Consider the following 26,489-nt stretch of genomic DNA (forward strand, 5'->3'; position numbering starts at 1 on the left):
ATTATTGGCTGTTATAGAGCCCTGACCAAAATAGATAAGCAAGCCGCTGTTGATGATGATGATACAGAGCCCATGCAGTGTGCTTTAGCTTTTTTATCACATACTCTAACCAAAACACCTAATGTGTAATTTTCACGCCCTATATCACCGCTCTAAACAATAGTATTTTACGGAACAACAAGATAAGCTTCCCATTTTATTTTCCACAGTATGCTTGAATATTCTAGTTTTTTGAAGATCTATTATTTTTTATCAAAGATCACACTTTTAATATGCTGATAAGATGACTCAAACAAAAAAAGAAATTTATCTTCAATTCTATGAAAAAAAGCATGGAAAAGATATTTTAATGCTTACTTTCTTTGTCACTTAACTTATAAAATGACTGTAGCCTCAAAACTGAAATATTTTGCCTGCCACAATCGTGCACGGATATTTGTCATAGGAAAAAGTCATGCCCAAACGTACAGATATAAAATCTATTCTTATCATCGGAGCAGGACCTATTATCATTGGTCAGGCATGTGAATTTGACTATTCAGGCACGCAAGCCTGTAAAGCATTAAAAGAAGAAGGTTACCGAATTATTTTGGTAAATTCTAATCCTGCCACCATTATGACAGATCCAGATCTAGCTGATGCAACTTATATAGAGCCCATTACGCCTGAAATCGTTGCCAAAATTATTGCCCATGAACGTCCCGATGCCCTTTTACCCACTATGGGAGGGCAAACAGCCCTCAATACCGCTTTATCATTAAAACGTATGGGTGTTTTAGACCGCTATAACGTTGAAATGATAGGGGCCAATGCCGATGCTATTGATAAAGCAGAAGACCGTGCTTTATTTCGCCAAGCGATGGCGAAAATCGGTTTGGAAACACCACGTTCTATGTTAGCTAATGCAACAGAACTGAAAGAAGAAAATCGCCGACAACATGCAAAAACGCATACTGAACTTAAAGCAAAACTTTCTGGTGCTGCGCTTGACCAAGCACTCGAAGAACTTGAGCGCAACTGGCGACATACCGAAGCTGATCGCAAACAACATTATATTGCTCATGCAACAGCAAAAGCAGTTCAAGCTCTTGATATGATTGGGCTTCCAGCTATTATTCGTCCTTCATTCACCCTTGGTGGAACTGGTGGTGGAATCGCTTACAACCGATCTGAATTCTATGAAATTATTGAGCGTGGGCTTGAAGCTTCACCGACAACAGAAGTATTAATTGAAGAAAGTGTTTTAGGGTGGAAAGAATATGAGATGGAAGTTGTTCGTGATAAGAACGACAACTGTATCATTGTTTGTTCTATTGAAAACATTGATCCAATGGGGATTCATACCGGCGATTCGATCACCGTAGCACCTGCTCTTACCTTAACCGATAAAGAATATCAATGTATGCGCAATGCTTCGATTGCTGTTTTGCGTGAAATTGGTGTTGAAACAGGTGGGTCCAATGTACAGTTTGCTGTCAATCCTGAAAATGGGCGCCTCATTGTTATTGAAATGAATCCGCGTGTTTCTCGCTCTTCAGCGCTAGCCTCAAAAGCAACCGGTTTTCCCATCGCCAAGGTAGCAGCTAAACTAGCTGTTGGTTACACACTTGATGAATTAAAAAATGATATCACGGGTGGTGCAACACCAGCATCATTTGAGCCTTCTATTGACTATATTGTGACAAAAATTCCTCGTTTTGCTTTCGAAAAATTTCCTGGTTCATCACCTGTCCTCACGACTGCGATGAAATCTGTAGGAGAAGTCATGGCAATTGGACGCACTTTTCAAGAATCGTTGCAAAAAGCACTCCGCGGGCTTGAAACAGGACTTACTGGTCTTGATGAAATTGTAATCCCTGAACATGCTGAAGGTGATGAAAAAAATTCTATACGCTCAGCCATTGCAATACCAAGCCCTGATCGTCTGCGCTACATTGCCCAAGCCATGCGCACAGGATTACCTTTAAATGAAATTCACCAAATCAGCAAAATTGACCCGTGGTTTTTAGAACAAATAGCCTCCATCATTGAAATGGAGCAACGTATCCGCATCCATGGATTACCTCAAGACGCAGATAACTTGCGTATGTTAAAAGCCATGGGCTTTTCAGATGCGCGATTAGCCACCCTTACCGGACAAGAACCCGATGACATTGCAGCTTTGCGCAAATCATTGAATGTTAAACACGTCTTTAAACGGATTGACACTTGTGCCGCTGAATTTTCTTCTCCTACAGCCTATATGTATTCAACATATGAAGTTCCTTTTGCAGGTGTAGAACACTCAGAAGCATACGTTTCTGAACGCAAAAAAATCGCTATTTTAGGCGGTGGGCCAAACCGCATTGGGCAAGGTATTGAATTTGATTACTGTTGCTGTCACGCTGCTTTTGCACTGCGTGATGCAGGCTTTGAAGCGATTATGATTAACTGCAATCCTGAAACAGTTTCAACCGATTATGATACCTCTGATCGCCTTTATTTTGAATCTTTAACAACAGAAGATGTACTCGCTATTTTAGAAGTAGAACAAGAAAAAGGTGAATTGGTTGGAGTCATCGTCCAATTTGGCGGACAAACACCCTTGAAATTGGCAAGCGCTCTAGAAAAACACAACATCCCCATCCTAGGTACTTCACCTGACGCTATCGACTTAGCAGAAGATAGAGATCGCTTTCAAAAACTGTTATTTAAACTTAATTTAACACAACCTCAAAATGGTATTGCCCACTCCATTGAACAGGCGCGCCTCATTGCCCACGAACTAGGATTCCCCTTGGTTGTACGTCCCTCTTATGTTTTAGGAGGACGTGCTATGCAAATTATTCGTGATGAACGTAGCTTACAAAATTATTTACTTGAGAGTGTCCCTGAATTAATTTCAGAAGATATCAAAGTCCGTTATCCTAACGACACAACAGGACAAATCAATATATTGCTTGGTAAAAATCCGCTTCTCTTTGATACCTATTTAACAGAAGCAATTGAAGTAGACGTCGATTGTCTATGTGATGGCAAAGAAACACTAATCGTTGGTATTATGGAACACATTGAAGAAGCTGGTATCCACTCTGGTGATTCAGCATGTTCTCTACCAGTCCATACGCTCTCAAATAAAATAGTTACTGAATTAGAGCGCCAAACCAAAGCATTAGCACAAGCACTTCATGTTCGCGGCTTAATGAATGTACAATATGCCATTAAAGATGACACCATTTATGTCTTAGAAGTCAATCCCCGTGCTTCACGTACTGTTCCATTTGTTGCAAAAACGATTGGTCGCCCTATTGCTAAAATAGCTGCACGTATTATGGCAGGAGAAACGCTTCATGATGCTCTTCAAGCTTATGGTGGATTACCTTCTTTGCAGAAAAAACAACATGTTGCCGTCAAGGAAGCAGTATTTCCTTTTGCTCGTTTTTCAGGTGTTGATACACTTCTTGGTCCAGAAATGCGCTCAACCGGTGAAGTTATGGGGCTTGACTATGAATTTTCGCTTGCTTTTGCTAAAGCCCAACTTGGAGCTGGTGTAAAGCTCCCTAAGGAGGGAACTTTGTTTGTTTCTGTAAGAGATGAAGACAAAAAACGCGTCTTAAATCCTGTAAAACGTTTAATTGAGCTCGGCTTTTCTGTTGTCGCTACAAGTGGAACACAAAAATTTCTCACCGAACATCATGTTGATGCAAAAAAAATAAACAAAGTTCTAGAGGGACACCCTCATATTGAAGATGCTATTCGTAATCGACAAATTCAATTGATTTTTAATACAACTAGCACTGCCAGTGCCATCTCAGACTCAAAATCATTACGTTATGCAGCACTCATGCAAAATGTTCCCTATTATACAACAATAGCTGGAGCCGAAGCCGTCGTAGAAGCGATCAAAGCACTCAAAAAAAGGCACCTTGATGTACGTTCACTACAAAGTTATTTTAGTTGAATTTTTTTTCTACTTAGCAAAATGTACACTGTTTTCTTATTTTTTCTTTATATAAAAATCGATTAAGACTTGCTTTTTGTTCTAAAAACTTTTATAGAGGTTTCATCGAATTTTCGGTTACGTGACTTTCTTTCCTGTGCAATCTGCACTTTCGACGAAACTTCTCCCACCTAATTTCGATCTACAATCGTATTGAAGGAATAAAAGCTTCAATGCTCAATATAATTATATATTCTAAGGAGTTTCCTATGTCTACAGGAACAGTTAAGTGGTTTAATACAACAAAGGGTTTCGGATTCATTCAGCCTAGTGATGGTAGTGCAGATGTATTTGTACACATTTCTGCCGTCGAGCGTTCAGGTCTAAACAGTCTTAATGAAGGGCAAAAAATTTCTTATGATGTTCTTCAAGATCGTCGTTCAGGAAAATTTGCCGCTGGTAACCTTACAGCCCTTTAAAGTTTAAATTCTGCAATATTTTATTTAGAAATCTTCGTCTGTAACGACGAAGATTTTTTTATTTTGTATAAAGCATTATTTTCCCTTGTGAAAATAAAAGACTGCTTATCTCCTTTGCACAATTTATCAAACCTCCCTTATACTTCCTCAAAAACTTTCATAAAATCTACGAAGAGATTACCTTGTAAAAATCTCAAAAAAGAAGAATCTAAAGTCCGTGTAAGAGTATTTTGGAAGTTTTTTATTGCATACAATATAATCTCTTATAAAATATTCTTAAAGCAATAACCATTTGTTGATATAATATAAGGATTTTAAATTATGGCTTTTATTGCCGACAAACTGTCTCGTATCAAACCTTCTGCAACAATTGCTGCTTCTCAAAAAGCCCGTCATTTAAAAGCATTAGGGCGCAATGTTATTGCTTTAAGTGCTGGAGAGCCAGACTTTGATACCCCAGACAACATCAAAAATGCAGCTATTGAAGCTATTCGAAGGGGAGAAACAAAATACCCTCCCATATCTGGAATTCCAGAATTGCGCCAAGCAATTTCTGCAAAATTTAAAAGAGAAAATAACCTCCTTTACCAACCAGAACAAATTATTGTTGGTACCGGTGGAAAACAAATTCTCTTTAACGCATTCATGGCAACTTTGAATAAAGGTGATGAGGTCATCATTCCATCCCCTTATTGGGTTAGTTATCCAGAAATGGTCGCACTTAACGATGGTACACCTGTCTTTTTAGAAACAAAAGCCGAATTTTCTTATAAACTCCAACCCCAAGAGCTAGAAGCTGCCATTACCCCCAAAACCAAATGGTTCATCTTTAACTCTCCTTCAAATCCATCTGGTGCTGCTTATACACATAATGAATTGAAAAAACTCACAGATGTTTTAGTAAAATATCCTCATGTTTATATCCTTTCCGATGATATATATGAACATCTCACATATGAGGGTTTTACCTTTGTTACTCCAGCTCAAGTAGAACCAGTGCTTTATGAGCGTACACTCACAATGAATGGTGTTTCTAAAGCCTATGCGATGACGGGATGGAGAATCGGTTATGCAGGCGGACCACAAGAACTCATTAAAGCCATGGATACCATTCAAGGTCAGCAAACATCTGGCACAAGTGTTATTTCACAATGGGCTGCGGTTGAAGCACTCAACGGGCCACAAGACTTTATCACTAAAAATAAAAGTATTTTTCAAGCACGCCGTGATCTCGTTGTTTCCATGCTAAACCAAACTCCTGGCATTCACTGTCCAACGCCCGAAGGTGCTTTCTATGTTTATCCTTCTTGCACAAGACTTATTGGAAAAAAAACACCCAATGGTCAACGTATTACGAATGATGAAGACTTTGTCATAGCGCTTTTAGAAACAGAGGCTGTTGCTGTCGTCCAAGGATCTGCTTTTGGACTTGGATCTGCTTTTCGTATTTCCTATGCAACATCAGAAAAATTACTTGAAGAAGCTTGTTTACGTATCCAGCGCTTTTGCAACAGTTTAATTTAAGATTTGTAATATCATCTCTTATGATTGTTTTTTTGCCAAATGTCAGTATATCTGAGAAAATATCAGAAACTGTATCATGGTCTAAATCTATCGATTCAACAAAATAGAGGCTATAGATAAAGATCAAAAAAATCTAGCTATCAAATAAATGAATCGGTCTATTGTCATGAAAGATGAAAAACCTGTTCGTCTTTCTCTACCGAAAACAAAAATTTTAAGCTTACTAAGAAAATCTGAATTTAAAAATTGATTTGTTTCCCCACCACCTCATTAAAAAAGCACAAAACACGATGTATTATACTACGTTGTTATAAATGTACGATAAAAAACTGGATCTTAGATGAGATACAAATATTATGCCTCCATTGTGTTTTAATTTATAGCTAAGAGCATTATCCTAGAGAATTTTAGTTGAATCATAATCAATGTATTTTTCCAAATACAAAGAAATTTATAGAAAAGCGATATCTTTATACATAAAAAAATTTAATTGTTTTTTACAGTTTCTGAACACATGATCACATGACAGATTATCAACTAAAATATTCCGAGCAGAATTTATATCATATAACCTTTTCCCTAAAATCTGAAAATATTGAATTCTTTCATCATCTATGGCAACATATTGCTTTATAAAAATAATTCACTGTTTCACATATTGAATTAAAACCTTGAATACCGTAAGATTCTTACATTTCAAATCTCTCTATGTTGAATCAATCAAAATTCCTTGCTTGCACATCATAAGCGAGATGAGTGTGGGGATCAAATTTGTATAAGAAAGGAGTAAAAATGGTTCTTATGAACCGTCTTAATGCAAGGACTGTCGCAAACATTGGGGACTGGAAAAGTGTGTGATGATGCCAGCTTGTTCCTTCATAAGCGTAAAGATGGAGGTGCTCAATGGCTATATCATTATCCCATTTACGAACACCGTCGTGAAATGGGCTTGAGTGCCTTAAGAGATGTTTCTTTAAAATAAGCCCGTGAATGTGCAAATCAACGGCGTTCTGTTTTACATGAGGGGCGTTGCCTCATTAAAAGAACATGAAAAACAAAAGCGTGAAGCAATAAGTAATCTCCATTATAAAAAAATATTGCTTTAGATACTTTTGAAAATCGTAAAGCTGAATTAAAAGGAGATGGGAAAAATGGAAGTTGGTTTTTACCATTACGCTTTCATATTCTCCCCCCCAAATAGGCTGTCTGCCCGTTTCAGAGATTACCCAAACAGAGATACGCAACACACTTGTGCCCCCCATTTTGCATACAAAAGCTGGAGCTGCTTATAGAGCTCTCATCCGCCTTAATACTTTGTTTCAAACATGCTACGATGTTAAGATTGGCTGTTAATTTACAAGCAACAAAAAAAGCGCGCGCTCTTAGGAAAACAACGCCATAAGGTCACTAATAAACCTGCAATGGATTGGAGAGATATATCAGATTTTTATAAAACACTGTGCCAAACAACAACCATAACACAACTGGCTTTGTGTTTGCTTATTCTAACAGGCGTTCGTACTAATCCCTTGCGTCATATTCATAAAGATCAGATTGATGGGGATGAATAGACAATTTTTGGCTCGAAAATATGAAGGAAAAGCGTGATTCTACAACAAAATTTTGTGTCCCTTTACCACTTGAAGCTTAGAAATTCTAAAACAAGCGCGTCTGCTTTCTTGCAATGATTTTTTTGCAATCAGTCGTGGTTCCCTCGCTGAGAATTGCATGTCTATATTACATGAGAAAAAATAAAATTGAAGCCTATTCGCATGATTTACCTCTAGTTTACGCAATTGGCTCGCTGAAACAACCGATACTCCTTAAAAGGTCGCTAAAACCATTATAAGGCATACGATAGGAGGATAAGTAGAGCGTACCTATCGTCAGACTGACTACCTAGAACAGCGCCTTGTCTATATGGATAAACAGGCAGCTTATGTCACCAGTTAAACTTAAGAGATGAAGTGTTCACCTCCATTATCTGTGGATAATTTTCTCTTTCTTTTCTCTTATTTTGTTTCAATAAGACTCATAAATAATCACATAAGAAAATATGCAATAATATATTGTTTTTCATTATTAAAATACCTTCAAAAATGAACCAAAATATGGTTAATAAATGCTTATGATTTGTTTCAATTTTTTATTATGAAAGGATTTTATTATGACAGAAAACGATATTCTTTTGACAGACCGTGAAAGTGCAAAATTGCTTCATATGAGTGTTTCAACATTCCGCCGTCATGTGACCAATGGATCTTTACCAAAACCTTTAAAATTTGGCTTTTTATCGCGTTGGTTACAATCGGATCTTATCAATGTCATCGAGCAAGCGAAACAGCAACGTCAAAGTGACACAGCATAAAAAACTTGTCACGTAAGGACGAACAAAGCTTTCTCAAGTTCATTAATCTGGAGATAGCAAAATTCGTTCAGTGACGTAAGTAACAGGATTATACAGGCATTCCCTCCATCATACTGCTTCACATACAGCACTGTAATGGTTAGTTGGAGAAATAATTCCGCATATACATGTGAAAACATGAATGAGAAAATTGTTGATTATCAACAGCAAAATTTAGTGTTTTCATTTAAGAATGTTTTTACAATACGGGCTATTTAAGTGCTTCTTGACCATCCTCTGAGGGACGACAGCACATAGACGACAAATGGGAAAATTTTCAGCTCTATGATTTCCACTTCACCCTCTTCCCACATCATATTTATAGTGGAATCCTGATTGGAACATACAAGCATCAATAGTTGCTCATCCATTGGAACTTAAATTTTGATTTTCTGGATCGACATCATAAGAAGTTGATATGCTGCATTCTAACAATGCTTTTCTTATCTCCGTAAACTTTTCGCCTAACTTTTCCCATGCTCTTATAAAAGATATGGGAGGTTGATTAACTGACACTTGGCCATACTTAACAAAGTTATTCCGCTTAATAATTTTAAGATTTGTTTCATTTTTCCCTCCTTAAAGGGATTTGTATAGATGAGACAATCTGTACTATAGGTAACTTGGACTCTCATCTCTAAGACAAGTATGAGCACTTATGGGAACGATAGACATATTTCACATTTCTTTCCACCAGTCACTGCCAACAGGCTGTTCCCCGTAATATCGCCATTTCACACTAATCCATCTGCTTACAAAATCATCTTTATGCCCTTCAAAGCCGACAGTGGTTTGTTTGCCATCACTCTCATCACCTCAATGCCCAACCTACTTCTTCATGAATGTAAAATTGTTTTACATAATTCATGAATGCTATCGTGAAATAAACTTGAGCACACTGAAAAATATAGCTTAAAGAAGCGCGTAAATTGATAAAATGCCTTCTCTATTCAATTTATAACTCTTAAAAAAACTAGTCCTTTTAAATACAATCGCCCGTATCATTAAATGCCCCTTATACAATTAAAACTTTCTATTTCTCTGCTTCAGAAGAAACTACTTCCTGCAGCTATATAAACAATCCAATCCATCTTAGTGCTTTCACCTACTACCACTTGATTTACTTCATAGGCTTTACGAGCTTCTGCTCTAAATATGCACCTCATACTCTCATAAAAAGCACTCCATGTATAAAGTATTTACATATCTTATATCACGTCCCTAAAGATAGTGTTTGTGCACAACAAAATAGCTCTCTCTTAAATCCCTCATTGAACTTTAGGATACCTAAAAACTATTGGATATTCATAAGTTTTGAAATTTTTTCTCTTATCATCTTCCTATGCGTTGCAATTTCTAGGGACTCTTTCAGAAATAAAAAAAGCCGGACAAACGCCCGGCAAATTTGGAAAATCTTCAGAGATAAAATCAACCTGACAGATCTTCGTAAGGGAACACTCAAGAAAATGCAATGGGAGGCAACATAATCAAGAGATAGCACTCTATGTCATTTTATAAGAAGAAGCACAATAAAGACTTAAGCGTATCTGCTATGCAATAAACACATAGCTTTAAATTTCCCTCAATTGTGCATCACTCTCTTTAATTAAATACAAAGATGTAAGTTACACCATCATACAATTATCTCGTTTTCAATATTGTCACATCCTTCACATTTTACAGTGTTCATGAAAAACATTTTATCCCTGTCTTCAAAAGTGTTTAATCCATATGGACTCCCTCCACTTATAACGTGCAGCGAATGATTTTAATTGTTTCAATATAGGCAAGTTTGAAATAAAAGAATATTACGAGAGTCTCTCATTCGAGTTGCAAAACAGTTCATCATTCTTTATAAATTAAGGCACTAACATTAAAAAGACCAATGACGGGCTTTAAAAAAGATATAATCTCGAAAAGCATTTAGCTTTGCTAAATTCTTTAAATTATAGGGATAACAAAAAAAGGTATCAAAAGAAGGAATATCAACCATATCAGGAAAAAGACGCACTAATCGCTCATCATTATTGACGATATAATCGGGTAGTACAGCAATACCAAGATCACGCATAAGTGCGTTCTTGATTGAAATAATATTGTTGATTTGTAGGACTGAAACACGTAATGACCCATCATTTCTACCAGCCTTTTCTAGCCAATTTAAACCAGATAAATAAGGTGGAACAGGTTCACCAAACGAAATAATACGATGTTCATCGAGCTCAGACAACTTTTCTGGTTTTCCACAGTTTGCAATATACTTTTCCGAGGCATAAACGTGCATATGAATTGTAAAGAGTTTTCTTTGTATAAGATCAGGTTGTTGGGGTTGATGTAAGCGAACAGCACAATCTGCATGACACATTGTCAAATCAAGCTCTTCATCGGAAAGCAAAAGCTGAACCTGCATATCAGGATAAAGACTAAGAAATTCTGGCATACGCTCTGCAATCCACCCTGCCCCCATTCCGAAGGTTGAGGTTACACGCAAGTGCCCCGTTGGTTTTGCATAGCTTTCACTTAATTCCAAACGTACACTTTCAAGCTTCATCAAAACATCATGCGCTGTACGATAAAGAATTTTTCCCTGTTCTGTAAGGAGCAAACCACGCGCATGACGCTGAAATAAGGATACCCCAACCTCTTGTTCTAAAGCCGAGACCTGCCGTGAAACTGCCGATTGGGATAAATGAAGTTTTTGAGCAGCATGCGTAAAAGATCCCGCTTCTGCTGCAGCATGAAAAACTCTTAACTTATCCCAATCCAATGGTGGCGCCACGATTAATTCTACCTCTAGATTTTCTATGTTTTCAATGCGTTGCTAACGCTTAGGTATATCCAAAAAACGTTCTGCTTCCAACGCTGCCATACACCCCCTTCCCGCTGCTGTTACAGCTTGGCGGAATGTTTCATCTGTTACATCTCCTGCAGCAAAAACACCAGCAATGCTTGTCGCTGTTGAGTCCGGTGCTGTCCATAAATAACCGCCTCGTTTTTGTTTCAGTTGTCCTTCAAAAAGAGAAACAGCAGGATCATGCCCAATAGCAATAAATATGCCCTCTGCATTCACTTTCATCTCGTGACCTGTTTTAACATGTTTCAGACGCGCCCCTGTTACAATAGCTCCCTTTGCCCCTTGAGCTGGCAATCCCACAATTTCTTCAACGACATGATCCCAAAGAACACGCACATTATTACACGCCAACAACCTATCTTGCAAAATTTTTTCTGCCCGAAACTGCCCCCGCCGGTGAACCACGCTTACACTCTTTGCCACATGCGATAAATAAAGCGCTTCTTCAACAGCCGTATTTCCCCCTCCTACAACAATAACGTCCTTATCACGGTAAAAAAAGCCATCACATGTAGCACAAGCAGAAACACCACCACCCATAAAGGTTTGTTCACTTTCCAAACCAAGCCAGCGCGCTTGAGCCCCTGTTGCAATAATCAATGCATCACAAGAATATTGTGTTCCTGAATCCCCATATAAGGCAAAAGGATACTTTAATAAATTAGCTTTTGTAATCGTATCATAGACAATTTTTGTCCCCATATTCTCAGCTTGTTTTGCCATTTGTTCCATCAGCCACGGTCCTTGAATGGGATCCACAAAACCTGGATAATTTTCGACATCAGTTGTCATTGTCAATTGTCCACCCTGCTGCAAGCCCGTCACCAAAACCGGATTAAGCATTGCTCTTGCTGCATAGACCGCCGCTGTATAACCAGCCGGACCTGAACCAATAATAAGCAAGCGAATATGCGATTGTACCATTAAATCCCCTTCACTTTTTATGACTTCATTATTTTATAAAGTTATAACAAAATGCAACCTTTTAAAAAAATATTTTTCAACAGCCTAAATTATGGTGTATACATATCTCTTTTTGAATTTTCTGAAAGAGTTTGATTACCAATTTATCAAGGCATGCTTAATGTAGGGATTAATCCTTATCCTATAAAGAGGAAAACGTAAATTCTTATGAGCACAAAACTATAATAAAAAGAGATCAAAGATAGGGAACGGTCATTTTTAAATTTATTATCAATGTCTGTGCACGTTTTGCATTAATCATGGGAGGAGCAATGCTTTTACCAATTTTTGTGGATTTGCACGATAACAACCATAATTGGATAAACTTTCTCTATTCTTGTGCCATAACCACTATGTTAGCAACGCTGATTCTTTTAGCAACTAAGGGGGCTACTTGTCGTTTTTCAGCACGGCTTGGCTTTATGCTCACTGTCTGTCTTTGGCTCACAGGAAGCATCGTGGGCGCCTTACCTCTTTATCTTTCCCCTCTACCCATTTCTCTAGCAGGTGCCATCTTTGAATCTGTCTCTGGAATTACAACAACAGGCTCCACAGTCCTTTCTGGTCTTGATAAGTTGTCGCGAAGTATTTTGTTATGGCGTTCTATTATATGCTGGATTGGAGGCATTGGGTTTATCGGTTTAGCTCTCTTGATTTTGCCTTCACTGCGTGTAGGTGGAGTACGACTTTTTCATATGGAATCATCTGATAAATCTGAAAAAATATTGCCTCGCATCAACCAAATTGCTAACGGAATTATCATAGCTTATGTTGGACTTACATTGGCTTGTATGCTTTCTTATTTTGCTGCAGGCATGAATTTATTTGACGCTATTAACCATGCAATGAGTACAATAGCAACTGCTGGTTTTTCAACTCACGATACTTCTTTTGGCTATTTTTCTAATACACCAGCCATCTTAATTATCTCAACAATCTTCATGTTGCTTTCTGCTTTACCATTCGTACTTTATGTCAAATTAGTACTTCCTGGACACTCCAAACGCTTCCTTGATCCACAAGTGATTGTTTTTCTCCATATCGTTCTCCTTTTCAGCTTTGCTTTAGCAGCGTGGCTACGGTTTCATGACCATCGCGCTTTCCACTTGGTTTTTCTTGATGTCATTTTTCACCTTTCATCCATTATTAGTACCACAGGTTACAGCGCTGAAGATTATCAACTTTGGGGACCGTTTGCACTTGGAATTTTCTTCATTGTTTCTTTTACGGGCGGATGTGCTGGTTCTACTTCTGGTGGCATGAAAATCAATCGCCTCATTATTCTTTGGCGTATTACACAAACAAATATAGAAAAACTTTTTTCTCCTAATGTCGTTGTAAAAGCGCGCTATGATCACTCAAATATATCAAACGATGTTGCTCAAGCCGTTTTATTTTTTGTATGTCTTTATATGTTCTGCCTTGTTATCGGCACCGCACTTTTGCTTACAACCGGTCTTGACTTTACCTCTGCCTTTACAGGAGTCTTAACCGCACTTTCAAATATTGGTCCAGGCTTTGGAGATATTATTGGCCCCACGGGTAATTTCTCTACAATAAACGATAATGCTTTATGGATTTTAAGTTTTTTGATGTTAGCTGGACGCCTTGAAATCATAACGATATTTGTACTTTTTATTCCCGCTTTCTGGCGTGAATAATTTTAATACATAGCACTTTATTTTAATTTTATTGATCTTCTTGATCAAATAAAAATAGGCACATAGAATATCCTTTTTTACGAATAATCTTTAATACAAAAAATATGAATATTTGCTGATAAAAATGTTTTTTTCTTTAATAGAGTTATGTCCTTATGAAAAATAGAATGCCGTTATATTACGAATTCCCAAGCCTGTAAAAAAACGTCTCACAATACTCACACGTTCATTTCACGACACCCCTCATAAAATATATAAGATCTGATGGGGGTCCATCATTTTTACTTAAATAATAAGGTGCAGGTCGGTACCACAAAATAAGATATAAGTTAACACTATCATATTATTTTCTTGCTTTTAATATTGCAACAGCCCGCATTTCAGACAATTTATAAAAAGCCTTTTTACAGCTTATCTTCCATAGTTTTTATCCACCACATGCCTTCTTCCGATTATGATGTGCAAGAGGATAGCTCTTATTGATAATATCAACAGATTTGACATGAGAAAATCTTACGGTACTCTAAGCTCTTATTCAAATTGAAAAGGTAATTCATCTATAAAAATCATATATATACATTGATCTTAAATCAATCTTATTATGAATTTATTGAAAATATGTACGACTATTTTATTCATGGAGATACCATCTTTATCTTTTTAAGACAAGAAAACATTTTTTTCGCTATCTATTTAAGTCTTACAAAACAAACAATATCAGCATGACACCGTATAAGATAGTGCATAAATCCCCAGACTTAAGTCAAAGCATTATTTTCTTATTCTAAAATATCACTGAACAAAAGTAGCTTTCCTCTCTCCTCGTATGCTTTATCATAAATCACATATCGCTCTCAAGCGTATACATTTTTAATCTTTTATCCAAAATTTTGAGAACTTTTTATAGCGTGCTACTAAAAATAATATAAATTTTGTAAAATAACATTTATATCATTGAGCTATTTTCTTGATGACCATGAAAAACCTCTAAGGAAAATACTTTTTATCATTCCTCAAAAAGATTTTTGATATAATAATCAAAGTGTTTTTTCTGCAAACAGTTCTTTGTAAACACTTTCAATCTTGCTTGCCTCTTTTTCCAAAGGAAAGTGAGTACGAACATGGGTTAAAGCTTTCTTTCCGGCTGCCAATGTTTTTTCTACATCAGCGAAATAAGGTTCAATTGCTGCTGTTAAAGCCGCTCCATCTCCTGCTTGAACAACCGTTCCTGTTCCCTCGACCACCAATTCTTTAAAAATTCCTACATCACTCGCCACTACAGCCGTCTGTGATGCCATTGCCTCCAATGGTGTCAGACCAAAACCTTCCAAACGAGAAGGAGTCACATAAAGTGATAGACGGCGATACCACACAGGTATATCAAGCCTTTCACCAAGAAAAATAATGCGGTTGTTTAAACCAGCTTCAGCAATCTTCTGTCGTAATTTCTTTTCAAAACCATAATGCTGTTCTGTAGTCCGACCAGCAATAAGTGCTGTCCATTCGGGATAGTCAGGCAATAATGCTATCATCGCGTCCACAAACAAATCAGTACCTTTTAAATAGCGCACGCGCCCAAAACATCCTACCGCATATTTTCCTGGCACCCCAGTTGCTAGAAAGTAATCATCAGGAATTTTTGGGGGTGAAAAACGCCTAATATCCACTCCATGCATAATAACCTTATGAGGCACTTCTAGATAGGTTCCCGTACATACACTAGTAGCGATAACTTTATCCATACGACGAAGCAACCATTTGGTAAAAGGCTTGTGTTCACGTCGAGAAGCCGAAGTAAAGATGAGTTTAAGCTTCATTCGCAAAACATCGCGCAAAAAAATCCCACAAAGCATCTCAATATTGCGTCGTGCATGCCAAATACGAAATGATTTCCCTTTCGGACTTTTCCAAAGTCCGAAAAGGTCCCTAAAGGCAAGAGCCGGTAAACTTTGTGGTAATCCAAACCCAAAAGTGGATATACGTACACCCTGTTCGCGCTGCAGTGGAATAAGCTGAATAATCGTAGATGTTACTCCCGACAAACGCCTTTTAAAGTGAGGCGCAATAATTTCAGTTTCGTCCAAAGATACACGCATAATAATCCATATGTTATTTAGATGTACTGAACCTTAATGATCTCGTAATTATGCGCACCACCTGGTGCATTCACCTCAATCACATCACCTTCTTGCTTGCCAATAAGTGCACGTGCGATAGGCGAAGAAATAGAGATTTTACCAACCTTTACATCAGCTTCTTGATCCCCTACGATCTGATACACTTTCTTTTCCTCAGTATCCTCATCCAAGAGTTTAATGGTTGCACCAAATTTTATTTTATCACCTGAAAGACGCGAGACATCTATAACTTCTGCCCGAGCGATATAATCTTCAAGCTCATTTATACGCCCCTCATTATGACTTTGCGCTTCTTTAGCAGCATGATACTCGGCATTTTCTGATAAATCACCATGTGCACGCGCCTCAGAAATTGCTTCAATAATTCGCGGACGCTCTTGTTGTTGACGCCAACGCAACTCTTCCTTAAGACTCTCAAAACCAGCTGTAGTCATCGGAACTTTTTCCATAATCCGTCCCTTTCTATTACATGGAAGGTTTAATAAAAATACAAAAAACGGCTTCCAAAATTACTTTTGGAATCCGAAAACTACGATATTTTTATTATATAGTACAGTATCGCTGTTTTCCATACAAAAATAAATAAAGGAAACAAAACATGCACAAATAGTGATTAAAACATCTCATTTTGGTGTTTAAAACGTTAAACTTCACTCTTCTCTTTAAAGTGTCTTAAAGAAGAAAGAATTGTGTTTTTTTCTGTTTTATTATAATCTAGTAAAAGAAATCATATGGGATATGAAGAGAAAAGGATAGAAAATCTCTAAAGAAATTCTTTACAGAAAAATGAAAAAAATCGTCATTTTTTTTATGTTTGGCTCTTTCTTTTTAGCCACAACAATATCAGAGGCAGCAAATGCTTTTGTTACGAAAAATCTTAATTTTAGAACAGGTCCCAGCACTCAGTATGCACTTTGCGGCTTAATCTCTGCTGGAGAATTAGTTTTTGTTAAAAACTGTGAAGGAAATTGGTGCCATATCCGATATAACACTCAAATAGGTTGGGTGTCATCTCGTTATCTTTCATTTAAAGATGGAAATGATCTATATCACGCATACACAATGCCCTTAGTTCCACAACATACTAGATATGATTATTCTCCATAACAGCTATAATAACCTATACCCTTTTGAACATCATCATAGCAAAAATGCAATAGTGTCCACGAACAACCACAAATGTGCCGCCTCAAAAGAAACACTTCGAAAAATTAGACTCATAGAAAAAACTTAATCAATACTCAGTAAACCGAAACAAACTTGCTAAATAACGTTTTACTGTTGTCGTAATGAAATTGTAAAAATTAGTATTTTCTTTAAAATCACCAGCACTTTTCTATCAAAGGATACAACAATGAAAAATGGTGTTACTGCAACAGTAGAAGCTCTTTCTGCTCTTATTACTTCAGGTAATCCTCTTTTTAAGAATGGTGCATTATGGACACCTCACCGCCCTATTCATCCTGAAAAATCTGAAGGTGGCATTCCATTTCAACTCGAAACATCTTTTAAACCAGCGGGAGATCAGCCTCAAGCCATTAAAACTCTGGTTGAGGGAATTCAAAAAGATGAACGTACACAAGTACTTTTGGGTGTTACCGGCTCAGGAAAAACCTATACAATGGCCAATATCATTGAAAAAACACAGCGCCCAGCTCTGATTTTAGCTCCCAATAAAACTCTAGCAGCGCAGCTTTATGGGGAATTTAAAAGTTTTTTTCCCCATAATGCTGTCGAATATTTTGTTTCTTATTATGACTATTATCAACCAGAAGCCTATGTTGCACGCTCTGATACCTATATTGAAAAAGAATCCTCAATTAATGAACAAATCGATCGGATGCGTCATGCTGCAACACGCGCCGTTTTAGAGCGTGATGACGTTATTATCGTCGCCTCTGTCTCCTGCATCTACGGAATTGGTTCCGTAGAAACCTATACGGCCATGACCTTCCAAATAGCAAAAGGGGACAAACTCAATCAACGAACACTCTTGGCTGATTTAGTCTCTCAACAGTATTATCGACAAGATATCAATTTCATTCGTGGTTCCTTTCGTGTACGAGGGGATACAATCGAAATTTTCCCTGCCCACCTTGAAGACCGTGCTTGGCGTATTTCGCTCTTTGGCGATGAAGTGGAAACAATTACGGAATTCGATCCTCTCACCGGACAAAAAACAGGCGATCTTCAATCGATTAAAATTTATGCCAATTCACACTATGTAATACCGCGACCAACACTCAAGCAAGCAATGAAAGCCATCAAAATGGAACTGCTTCAACGCCTCGATGAGTTGAACGCGGCCGGCCGTCTTTTAGAGGCACAACGTTTGGAACAACGAACAATTTTTGATTTAGAAATGTTAGAAACCACCGGTTCATGCGCCGGAATAGAAAATTATTCACGTTATTTAACAGGACGAAAACCTGGTGAACCACCACCAACCTTGTTCGAATACATTCCAAATAATGCTCTTGTTTTTATCGATGAAAGCCACGTAACCATTCCCCAAATTGGGGGCATGTACCGTGGTGACTTTCGTAGAAAAGCAACCTTAGCAGAATATGGTTTTCGCCTCCCTTCTTGTATGGATAACCGTCCTTTGCGCTTTGAAGAATGGGATGCTATGCGCCCACAAACGATTGCTGTCTCCGCAACACCTGGACGCTGGGAAATAGAACAATCTCACGGCACTTTTGTGGAACAAGTTATTCGCCCAACAGGGCTTGTTGACCCACCAACAGAGGTTCGTCCAGCCAAAAATCAAGTCGATGATGTTGTGAATGAAATTCATAAAACAATTCAAAAAGGCTACCGTACATTGGTGACAGTTCTCACAAAACGTATGGCCGAAGACTTAACTGAATATCTCCACGAACAAGACATTCGTGTACGCTATATGCATTCTGACATTGATACATTAGAGCGCATTGAAATTCTACGCGATCTTCGGCTTGGCACCTTTGATGTCCTCATCGGTATTAACTTGCTCCGAGAAGGCTTAGATATTCCAGAATGTGGTTTTGTTGCCATTCTAGATGCCGATAAAGAGGGCTTTTTGCGCTCTGAAACTTCACTCATACAAACAATCGGACGTGCTGCACGTAACGTAGATGGCCGTGTTGTCCTCTATGCAGATACGATCACTGGTTCCATAGAACGAGCCTTACAGGAAACACAAAGACGTCGTCAAAAACAAATAGCCTATAATGAAGAACACCATATCACACCGAAAAGTATTAAAAAAAATATCGGAGATATTCTCAATTCAGGCTATGAAAACAACCATATTCATACAAATATCCCTGATGTCATCGAGAAAAAAAATATGGTTGGCAACAATTTAGCATCTCATATTAAACACCTCGAAAAATTAATGCATGAAGCAGCTGCTGATCTTAATTTTGAAGAAGCAGCACGCCTTCGCGATGAAATCAAACAATTACAAAAGATAGAACTAGAACTCGCAGAAAATCCCTTAACACAACATAGCGAACAATCCACCCATGAGCGCGTATTACAACCAAGTCTTTTCTCCAAACCAGACCTTGCACACATGGGACCAACCATGGACACTGGTATTTTGGAAAATCAAAAAGGAAAATCTCGTAAAAACACCCCTAATCAAGCAACAATAAAACGAAAAAAACGCAATCAATGAAGGAGCAAAAAATTTCAAACCGCATAAAATAATCTTCAGCTCTTCTAAAAAAAGACGAAAGCTCAAAAGCAAACAGCGTTATCCGAAAAATAGACAACCTCCAACATCAAGGGTGCTTCAATTTGTCTAAAACAACATGAGAGAGAATATTTTACAAAAATTTCTAAAATATATTATCTTTATACAGTTATACTCTGATATCTAACTCAATATTATTTATCCTTACAAGAAAATATTCAAATAGGACACTGTCCTATAACACAAATAAAGTAAAATAAGACTTTCTCATAGAACCATAAGCCTCTGATAAAAAATGATAACTTTTATTCATATACCTATTGTTCAATTCATATTGTACCAAACAATAAAAAACTATCCCTAAATAAAGGGTTTATATTCCATAGTAAAAAATTGTGGACTCTCAATACAAACTTATTAATTAACCTCAAGCAGAGTACATCAATTGAAATCAAAATTCTGTTATGATTTCATTTTACTGTCTCCGCGATAGATTTAACTAAATAAATTTTTATTTTTTTGTCACAATAAAGTCCAAAATTGTTCAGACTCTATTCAGTTTGAAACGTGTAGGATGTGAAAATACGAATTTACACAAGGAGCATCATTATGAAAAAAGTGGTCAGGTTAGCGGCATTATCAGCAATGTCAACTGTGACTGTTTTTATGCCGCTAAATGCAACGCTTGCGGATATGGTATGGTATCGTAGTGACTCTATCTCGAGAGAAATAGATGATATGATGAGGAAGATGCGTAAAGAAACAGATACAGATGATGCGATAAGGGAAATGAAGAAGAAAGCTGATATCCTGCCTTGCGGTTTTTCTCGCTCCCATTGTTCTGATAGAAAACGTGGCTTTTTTTCTGATGATTTCCAAAAGTTTGTTGATGATTTCCGCAAGCGTTCTGATGATGACAAGAGAAGATTTAAAGCCAAACATAGTAAGGCGGAACAACAACACCATCATCACCATTATCATCATTTTGAAAACAAAACATATCATTACGTCGAGCGCAAAAAGACAAAACACAGTAATATTCATATAGACAACTCAGAAGATGCTTTAGCGGTGGGTATTCTTGATCTTAAAACTGGTACGATTCTTGGTACAATTTTAAAAAAAACAGAACAGCCACAAGTGGTTTATCAAATAGTACCACAAAATCAGATAATTTATCAAAAAGTTCCGCAAAATCAAAGAGTTTATCAAGTGCAGCAAACGGTGGCATATGAGCCACGCCAGCAATCATTAGAATCTGATTGGCTTAACTATTGCAAGAAAAAATACCGTTCTTTCAACCCTAAAACAGGGACCTTTCGAGACCGTAATGGTTTGGAACACATTTGTTATGCCCCAATAAATTAACTTCTGTTCCGTCCTACTAAAAAAATCTTAAATGGCAAAAAAAAACGCTTCAAAGCGTTTTTGTGTTTGCTCATATATTAAAATCTTGAAGAAAAGAATTATTTTGGCGCTCATAGCCTATACTACTTTTGGGATCATGCCCACAGATAAAACAAACATCATCGCCTAAGGGTAAAACTTTTTCTCGAAGGGATTTGCATCAATTTTTCATAAGAACAGAAGGGGAAGTCCGTACGTCCAATAGAACCACGAAAGAGAACATCACCCAAGAGGGCTAAGCACTCTTTTTCATTGAAATAAATAACATGACCAAGGGAATGCCCCAGTGTATGCAAAACTCTAAACTCATGTCCAGCAAAATACACACACTCACCATCTTCTAATTATATAGAACACGCACCATGATGCTTTCGGGTGTAAGCCATGATTTAAGAACCATTCTCACCCGTTTTAAATTCAGCTAGCGTTAGTAAATACTAACTTTGATATCAAGCCGCTTGAGCAAGATGTGAGCGACATGCAAAATATGTTAGAAGATTACCTTGCTTTTGCCCGTAGTGAAGAAAGTGAGTGTGTTAAAATTTTTGATTTAAATGCTCTTATGCAAAAATTCTCTACCGATGCGCATCTTCACAAACATCAATTTTCCTACACCATTGAAAGCCCTACACAAACACAAGCACTCCCACGTGCCTTCACGCGTCTCATCAGCAATCTTGTGCCAAACGCATTTTGTCATAGCAATACTGTCAAACTAACTGCCATATCCCAACAAGAATGTTTCCCATATATCAAAAAAAGTTCCCGCAATATATTATATTTATACAGTTATAATATGATATCGAACTCAATATTTAGCCTCACAAGAGAGTAGTCAAACAGGACTGTATTTTATCACACAAATAAGGTTCTATCTTAGCACCATAAGCTTATAATAAAAAATGATAACTTTTATTCATACACCTATTGTTCAATTCATATTGTATCAAGCAATAAAAAAGTACTCATCAATAAATAATTTATAACCAATAATAAAAAATCTGGTTCTCTAAATACAAGCTGCTTAATTAACCTTAAGAAGAGTACATTAATTGAAATCAAAATTCTGTCATGATTTTATTTTACTGTATTGGTAATAGTTTTAACTAAATGAATTTTTATTTTTTTGTCACAATAAAGTCCAAAATTGTTCAAGCTCTATTCAGTTTGACACATGTAGGATGTGAAAAATACGAATTTACACAAGGAGCATCATTATGAAAAAAGTGATCAGATTAGCGGTATTATCAGTAATGTCAACTGTGACCGTTTTGATGCCATTAGATCCAACGCTTGCGGATATGGCATGGTATCATAACTATGATATGAGAAGAGAGGCTGGTTTACCTTCTCACAATTTTAGCTCCCATTTTTCTCATAGTGAACATCACTCTTTTGATAATCCCCACAAGCGTCATTATGTTAGCCATAAGTGGGGAGCACAACAACACCATCATGTTGAACATAAGACATATCATTATGTCGAGCGCAAAAAGACAAAACACAGTAGTATTAATATAAATAACTCAGGAGAAGCTTTAGCAATAGGCATTCTTGCTCTTGCAGCTGGTGCACTTCTCAGCAAAATTTTAAAAAAACCAGAACAGCCACAAGTTGTTTATCAAACTGCACCACAGCATCAAATTGTACATCAACAGGTTCCACAAGAACAGATAGTTTATGAAGCTCCGCAAACGGTGAAATATGAGCCAGTACAACAATCATTAGAATCTGATTGGCTTCAATATTGCAAGAAAAAATACCGTTCCTTCAACCCTAAAACAGGGACCTTTCGAGACCGTAATGGTGTGGAACACTTTTGTTATGCCCCAATAAATTAACTTCTGTTCTGCCCTACTAAAAAGTCTTAAATGGCACAAAAAAACGCTTCAAAGCGTTTTTTTATTTGCTCATATATTAAAATCTTGAAGAAAAGGATTATTTTGTCGCTCATAGCCTATGCTACTTTGGGGACCATGCCCACAGATAAAACAAACATCATCGCCTAAGGGTAAAACTTTTTCTCGAAGAGATTGCATCAATTTTTCATGGGAACAGAAGGGGAAGTCCGTACGTCCAATAGAACCACGAAAGAGAACATCACCCAAGAGGGCTAAGCGCTCTTTTTCATTGAAATAAATAACATGACCAGGGGAATGTCCTGGGGTGTGAAAAACCTTAAACACATGTCCAGCAAAATGAACGCACTCACCATCTTCTAACCATTGATCAGGGATACAGATGCAAGCATCAGTGATGCCATAATTTTTTGCGCTTTCGCTCACGGCATCCATCACAGGCTTATCATCGCGATGTGAACCGATGATTTTTACATTAAGCGCTTCTTTCACTTGCATTGCTGCTCCCACATGATCAAAATGACCATGTGTTATCCAAATAGCCTCAACGATAACACCATTCTTTTCGATTCCATCTTGAATCCGCGGCCAATCACCACCAGGATCAACGAGAACCCCCGTTTTACATTCACTATCAAAAAGCAAAGTGCAATTTTGTTGGAATGTTGTAACTGGAATAATATGTATATTAAGACTACCCATCATATCCTTTTCAAAAGTAATTTTTTTAAATTTATAAATAAAACTTTCTCTCTTTTAAAGTAAAGGTGCTGCTCGACAGCTTTATACAACTTATGTAAACTTGCATTTTGTGTAAACTAAATTTTTATCAAGGTTTTTTTAAAAATGACCAATCACGTTCAAGTTTTGTGTGACGATGCCCCTCACCTTCTTGTGATTGATGACGATACACGTATTCGCAATCTTTTATTTCAGTTTCTCATTAAAAATGGATTTCGTGTTTCAGTTTCAGCCAATGCGAATGAAGCAAAACGACTGTTGGCAAGTTTAGATTTTGATCTTCTTATTGTTGATGTCATGATGCCTGGTGAAAGCGGTATCAGCCTTACCCATTCACTCCGCCAAACAAAAGATGTTCCTATCCTCATGCTCACAGCTTTATCAGAAACAGACAATCGTATCCGTGGATTAGAAGCAGGCGCAGATGATTATCTGGCTAAGCCATTTGACCCACGTGAACTTCTCCTTCGCATCAACGCCATTTTACGAAGAGGTTTTCCCCTTAGCCAACCCAAAATTGAACAAATCGTTTTTGGTCCTTATATATTTTCAATTCCGCGACGCGAACTCAAAAAAGGAGGAGAAATTATTAAATTAACCGATAAAGAACGAGAAATGATGATCATTTTTGCCGAAAATGCAGGCGATACAATTCCGCGCCATAAATTCGCGACCGATGACAGCAATATAAGTGAACGTGCCATTGATGTGCAGATCAATCGCCTTCGTCGTAAAATAGAAAAAAATCCAGCACTCCCTATATGGCTCCAAACTGTGCGAGGAATAGGGTATAAACTCTCAATTGAATAGGCGCACAATGTTCAAACCTTTAAGATTTTTTTTTCGATGGCTAACGAAAAAGATGCCTAAACGGCTTTATGCTCGTTCTTTGATCATTATTATTGCTCCCATGGTGCTTCTGCAAACGGTCATTGCTTACGTCTTTATGGAACGTCATTGGCAAATGGTAACGGAGCGTCTTTCAACTGCTGTCGTGCATGATATTTCAGCCATTATTGATATTATTGAAACATATCCACAACAAGATAACTATGAAGATATCAAGCGTATTGCACAACAACGTATGGGATTAAACATTTCTATTTTATCTCCTGCCCCCTTACCCCCACCAGGACCTAAGCCATTTTTTGCAATTCTTGATTATTTTCTAAGTGAAGAAATCACCCGCCAAATTAACCGTCCCTTCTGGATCGATACTGTAGGAGATTCTGATCTTGTTGAAATCCGCATCCACCTTGGTCACAACATCTTACGCGTCTTTGCTCCACGCAGCCAAGCCTATGCTTCCAATACTGCTATTTTTTTAAGCTGGATGGTAGGAACAGCTCTTGTTTTATTGCTGATAGCAATTTACTTTTTGCGCAATCAAATCAAACCGATTCAACAATTGGCTGAAGCAGCAGAAAGCTTTGGACGCGGTCGTCCTTTACCAAAAGGATTTCAACCACAGGGAGCTGATGAAGTTCGTCGTGCAGGCATCGCTTTTGTACGCATGCGTGAACGTATTGAACGCCAAATAGAACAACGCACAATGATGCTCTCAGGCGTAAGCCATGATTTAAGAACTATTCTTACACGTTTTAAACTTCAGCTAGCATTAGCAAATACTGACTTTGATATTAAACCGCTTGAGCAAGATGTAAGTGATATGCAAAATATATTAGAAGATTATCTTGCTTTCGCCCGTGGTGAAGGAAGTGAAAGTGTCAAAACTTTTGATTTAAATGCTCTTATGCAAAAATTCTCCGCCGATGCTCATCTTCACAAACGTCAATTTTCTTACACCATTGAAGGACCTACAGAGATACAAGTACGTCCCCGTGCTTTCACACGCTTGGTTAGCAATCTTGTATCAAATGCATTTTGTCACAGCACGACCGTTAAAGTAACAGCCAACTCTCAACAAGAATCTTTTATATTAATCATCGACGATGATGGACCTGGAATTCATAAAAATATGCGTACAGAAGTTTTTAAACCATTTTTTAGAATTGATAAAGCACGAAACCAAGATGCAAGTGGAACAGGACTTGGTCTTTCTATTGCCCAAGACATAGCACGCAGCCACGGTGGCAACATACAATTAGATGAGAGCTCGCTCGGGGGATTGCGCGCTATTCTTGAAATTCCCCGATAAGCCATATTTCAGCAAACAGTCTGTAAAAATCATAAACTTGATACTTTAAGCATTCCCTACAGTTTCAAACAAAGTGTATTGCAGTGCCTTGTAAGCGCTTTCTCCTGATAAAGCCACCATCTGAAATGCAACATAATGGCTTTCACAGGCCTTAAGTGCATGTATCAATAATGTTTCAACCTGTATATGGGATGGATGCACCCCACCAGCCAAAAGAAGACCTTGCCGGTAAATAACCGAATTATTCCTTTGCCAATAATCAAAATGTCCCAACAACAACTTTTCATTAATTGCTAACAATAAGCGCTGTATTTCGGCTGTTCGGGCATTTTCAATAGAAAGATCAAATGAACAAGCCAAATGCAGTGCTTCATGCTCTTCTATCCATGAAAAAGCAAGTCGATAATTGGCCCGTTTCCCTTCCACACAAACGCTAATTTCATCTTGCGCATCCCGCTCAAACGACCAATCATATTCACAAGCAATCTGTTCGATAAAATCAACAGGATGCTCTTTTCTTTCTGTGGCGCAAAATGCAAGCCTCATCACAATCCTCAATTATCTTAAAACATTGTCAACAGAATATAAACCGCTTAAATTGTAACAATATTTGCTACAATCAAACCCCTTACACCAAACAAATACACATTAAAAACATCAACAAAACACAAACACCTAGAACACAATCGCGCTCTTT

General features: G+C 37.5%; 17 protein-coding genes and 4 pseudogenes. 13 read left to right on the plus strand and 8 right to left on the minus strand.

What is annotated here, in order from left to right; genetic code table 11:
* Positions 1-454 precede the first annotated feature (454 nt).
* From carB to ACFIKI_RS01405, 5 genes and pseudogenes are all read left to right on the plus strand, one after another.
* Positions 455-3,940, plus strand: coding sequence for a carbamoyl-phosphate synthase large subunit (gene carB, locus ACFIKI_RS01385; protein WP_375665339.1), 3,486 nt, complete (start codon positions 455-457; stop codon positions 3,938-3,940).
* A 248-nt stretch (positions 3,941-4,188) separates the two neighbouring features.
* Positions 4,189-4,398, plus strand: coding sequence for a cold-shock protein (locus ACFIKI_RS01390; protein WP_375665340.1), 210 nt, complete (start codon positions 4,189-4,191; stop codon positions 4,396-4,398).
* A gap of 321 nt (positions 4,399-4,719) precedes the next feature.
* Positions 4,720-5,922 (plus strand): pyridoxal phosphate-dependent aminotransferase, encoded by a 1,203-nt coding sequence (locus tag ACFIKI_RS01395; RefSeq protein WP_375665341.1) that lies wholly within the window; start codon positions 4,720-4,722, stop codon positions 5,920-5,922.
* Between the two features lie 792 nt (positions 5,923-6,714).
* Positions 6,715-7,875, plus strand: a pseudogene (locus ACFIKI_RS01400) (tyrosine-type recombinase/integrase).
* Between the two features lie 214 nt (positions 7,876-8,089).
* Positions 8,090-8,290 carry a helix-turn-helix transcriptional regulator gene (locus tag ACFIKI_RS01405; RefSeq protein ID WP_375665342.1) on the plus strand — a complete coding sequence of 67 codons (201 nt, stop codon included), beginning with the start codon at positions 8,090-8,092 and terminating at the stop codon, positions 8,288-8,290.
* Positions 8,291-8,512: 222 nt separating this feature from the next.
* On the opposite strand, the pseudogene ACFIKI_RS01410 reads toward ACFIKI_RS01405, so the two are convergent.
* From ACFIKI_RS01410 to trxB, 3 genes and pseudogenes are all read right to left on the minus strand, one after another.
* Positions 8,513-8,898: pseudogene (locus ACFIKI_RS01410) on the minus strand (hypothetical protein).
* Between the two features lie 1,304 nt (positions 8,899-10,202).
* On the minus strand, positions 10,203-11,108 hold the full coding sequence (locus ACFIKI_RS01415) for a LysR family transcriptional regulator (RefSeq protein WP_375665343.1): 906 nt from the start codon (positions 11,106-11,108) through the stop codon (positions 10,203-10,205).
* A gap of 42 nt (positions 11,109-11,150) precedes the next feature.
* Complete coding sequence (trxB, locus tag ACFIKI_RS01420; protein ID WP_375665344.1) at positions 11,151-12,107, minus strand: thioredoxin-disulfide reductase; 957 nt, start codon at positions 12,105-12,107, stop codon at positions 11,151-11,153.
* A gap of 311 nt (positions 12,108-12,418) precedes the next feature.
* Here trxB and ACFIKI_RS01425 point away from each other — a divergent pair, with 311 nt between their 5' ends.
* Positions 12,419-13,807, plus strand: coding sequence for a TrkH family potassium uptake protein (locus ACFIKI_RS01425; protein WP_375665345.1), 1,389 nt, complete (start codon positions 12,419-12,421; stop codon positions 13,805-13,807).
* Between the two features lie 1,037 nt (positions 13,808-14,844).
* Here ACFIKI_RS01425 and ACFIKI_RS01430 read toward each other — a convergent pair.
* Both ACFIKI_RS01430 and greA read right to left on the minus strand, forming a co-directional pair.
* Positions 14,845-15,903 carry a glycosyltransferase family 4 protein gene (locus tag ACFIKI_RS01430; RefSeq protein ID WP_375665346.1) on the minus strand — a complete coding sequence of 353 codons (1,059 nt, stop codon included), beginning with the start codon at positions 15,901-15,903 and terminating at the stop codon, positions 14,845-14,847.
* Between the two features lie 17 nt (positions 15,904-15,920).
* Entirely contained in the window at positions 15,921-16,394 is a 474-nt protein-coding gene (gene greA / locus ACFIKI_RS01435) for a transcription elongation factor GreA (protein WP_007347010.1), read from the minus strand.
* Positions 16,395-16,731: 337 nt separating this feature from the next.
* On the opposite strand from greA, the gene ACFIKI_RS01440 reads away from it, so the two are divergent.
* From ACFIKI_RS01440 to ACFIKI_RS01450, 3 genes are all read left to right on the plus strand, one after another.
* Entirely contained in the window at positions 16,732-17,052 is a 321-nt protein-coding gene (locus ACFIKI_RS01440) for an SH3 domain-containing protein (protein WP_375665347.1), read from the plus strand.
* 247 nt (positions 17,053-17,299) lie between these two features.
* Complete coding sequence (uvrB, locus tag ACFIKI_RS01445) at positions 17,300-19,609, plus strand: excinuclease ABC subunit UvrB (RefSeq protein WP_375665349.1); 2,310 nt, start codon at positions 17,300-17,302, stop codon at positions 19,607-19,609.
* Between the two features lie 627 nt (positions 19,610-20,236).
* Positions 20,237-20,995: a BA14K family protein gene (locus ACFIKI_RS01450; protein WP_375665350.1), complete on the plus strand. Its 759-nt coding sequence runs from the start codon at positions 20,237-20,239 to the stop codon at positions 20,993-20,995.
* Between the two features lie 70 nt (positions 20,996-21,065).
* Here ACFIKI_RS01450 and ACFIKI_RS01455 read toward each other — a convergent pair.
* Positions 21,066-21,378: pseudogene (locus ACFIKI_RS01455) on the minus strand (MBL fold metallo-hydrolase); the annotation flags it as partial.
* A 12-nt stretch (positions 21,379-21,390) separates the two neighbouring features.
* Here ACFIKI_RS01455 and ACFIKI_RS01460 point away from each other — a divergent pair.
* Positions 21,391-21,779 (plus strand): annotated as a pseudogene (locus ACFIKI_RS01460) (sensor histidine kinase); the annotation flags it as partial.
* Positions 21,780-22,251: 472 nt separating this feature from the next.
* Positions 22,252-22,875 carry a BA14K family protein gene (locus tag ACFIKI_RS01465; protein WP_375665351.1) on the plus strand — a complete coding sequence of 208 codons (624 nt, stop codon included), beginning with the start codon at positions 22,252-22,254 and terminating at the stop codon, positions 22,873-22,875.
* 69 nt (positions 22,876-22,944) lie between these two features.
* Here ACFIKI_RS01465 and ACFIKI_RS01470 read toward each other — a convergent pair whose 3' ends face one another.
* On the minus strand, positions 22,945-23,595 hold the full coding sequence (locus ACFIKI_RS01470; protein ID WP_375665529.1) for an MBL fold metallo-hydrolase: 651 nt from the start codon (positions 23,593-23,595) through the stop codon (positions 22,945-22,947).
* 144 nt (positions 23,596-23,739) lie between these two features.
* Here ACFIKI_RS01470 and ACFIKI_RS01475 point away from each other — a divergent pair, with 144 nt between their 5' ends.
* Positions 23,740-24,444: a response regulator gene (locus tag ACFIKI_RS01475; protein WP_375665352.1), complete on the plus strand. Its 705-nt coding sequence runs from the start codon at positions 23,740-23,742 to the stop codon at positions 24,442-24,444.
* Between the two features lie 7 nt (positions 24,445-24,451).
* Complete coding sequence (locus ACFIKI_RS01480; protein WP_375665353.1) at positions 24,452-25,792, plus strand: ATP-binding protein; 1,341 nt, start codon at positions 24,452-24,454, stop codon at positions 25,790-25,792.
* A 45-nt stretch (positions 25,793-25,837) separates the two neighbouring features.
* Here ACFIKI_RS01480 and ACFIKI_RS01485 read toward each other — a convergent pair whose 3' ends face one another.
* A complete protein-coding gene (locus ACFIKI_RS01485; RefSeq protein ID WP_375665354.1) occupies positions 25,838-26,338 on the minus strand; it encodes a YbjN domain-containing protein in 501 nt (166 codons plus the stop codon).
* Between the last annotated feature and the right edge of the window lie 151 nt (positions 26,339-26,489).

It is taken from the genome of Bartonella sp. TT121SHDZB (assembly GCF_042193415.1).
Lineage (GTDB): Bacteria > Pseudomonadota > Alphaproteobacteria > Rhizobiales > Rhizobiaceae > Bartonella.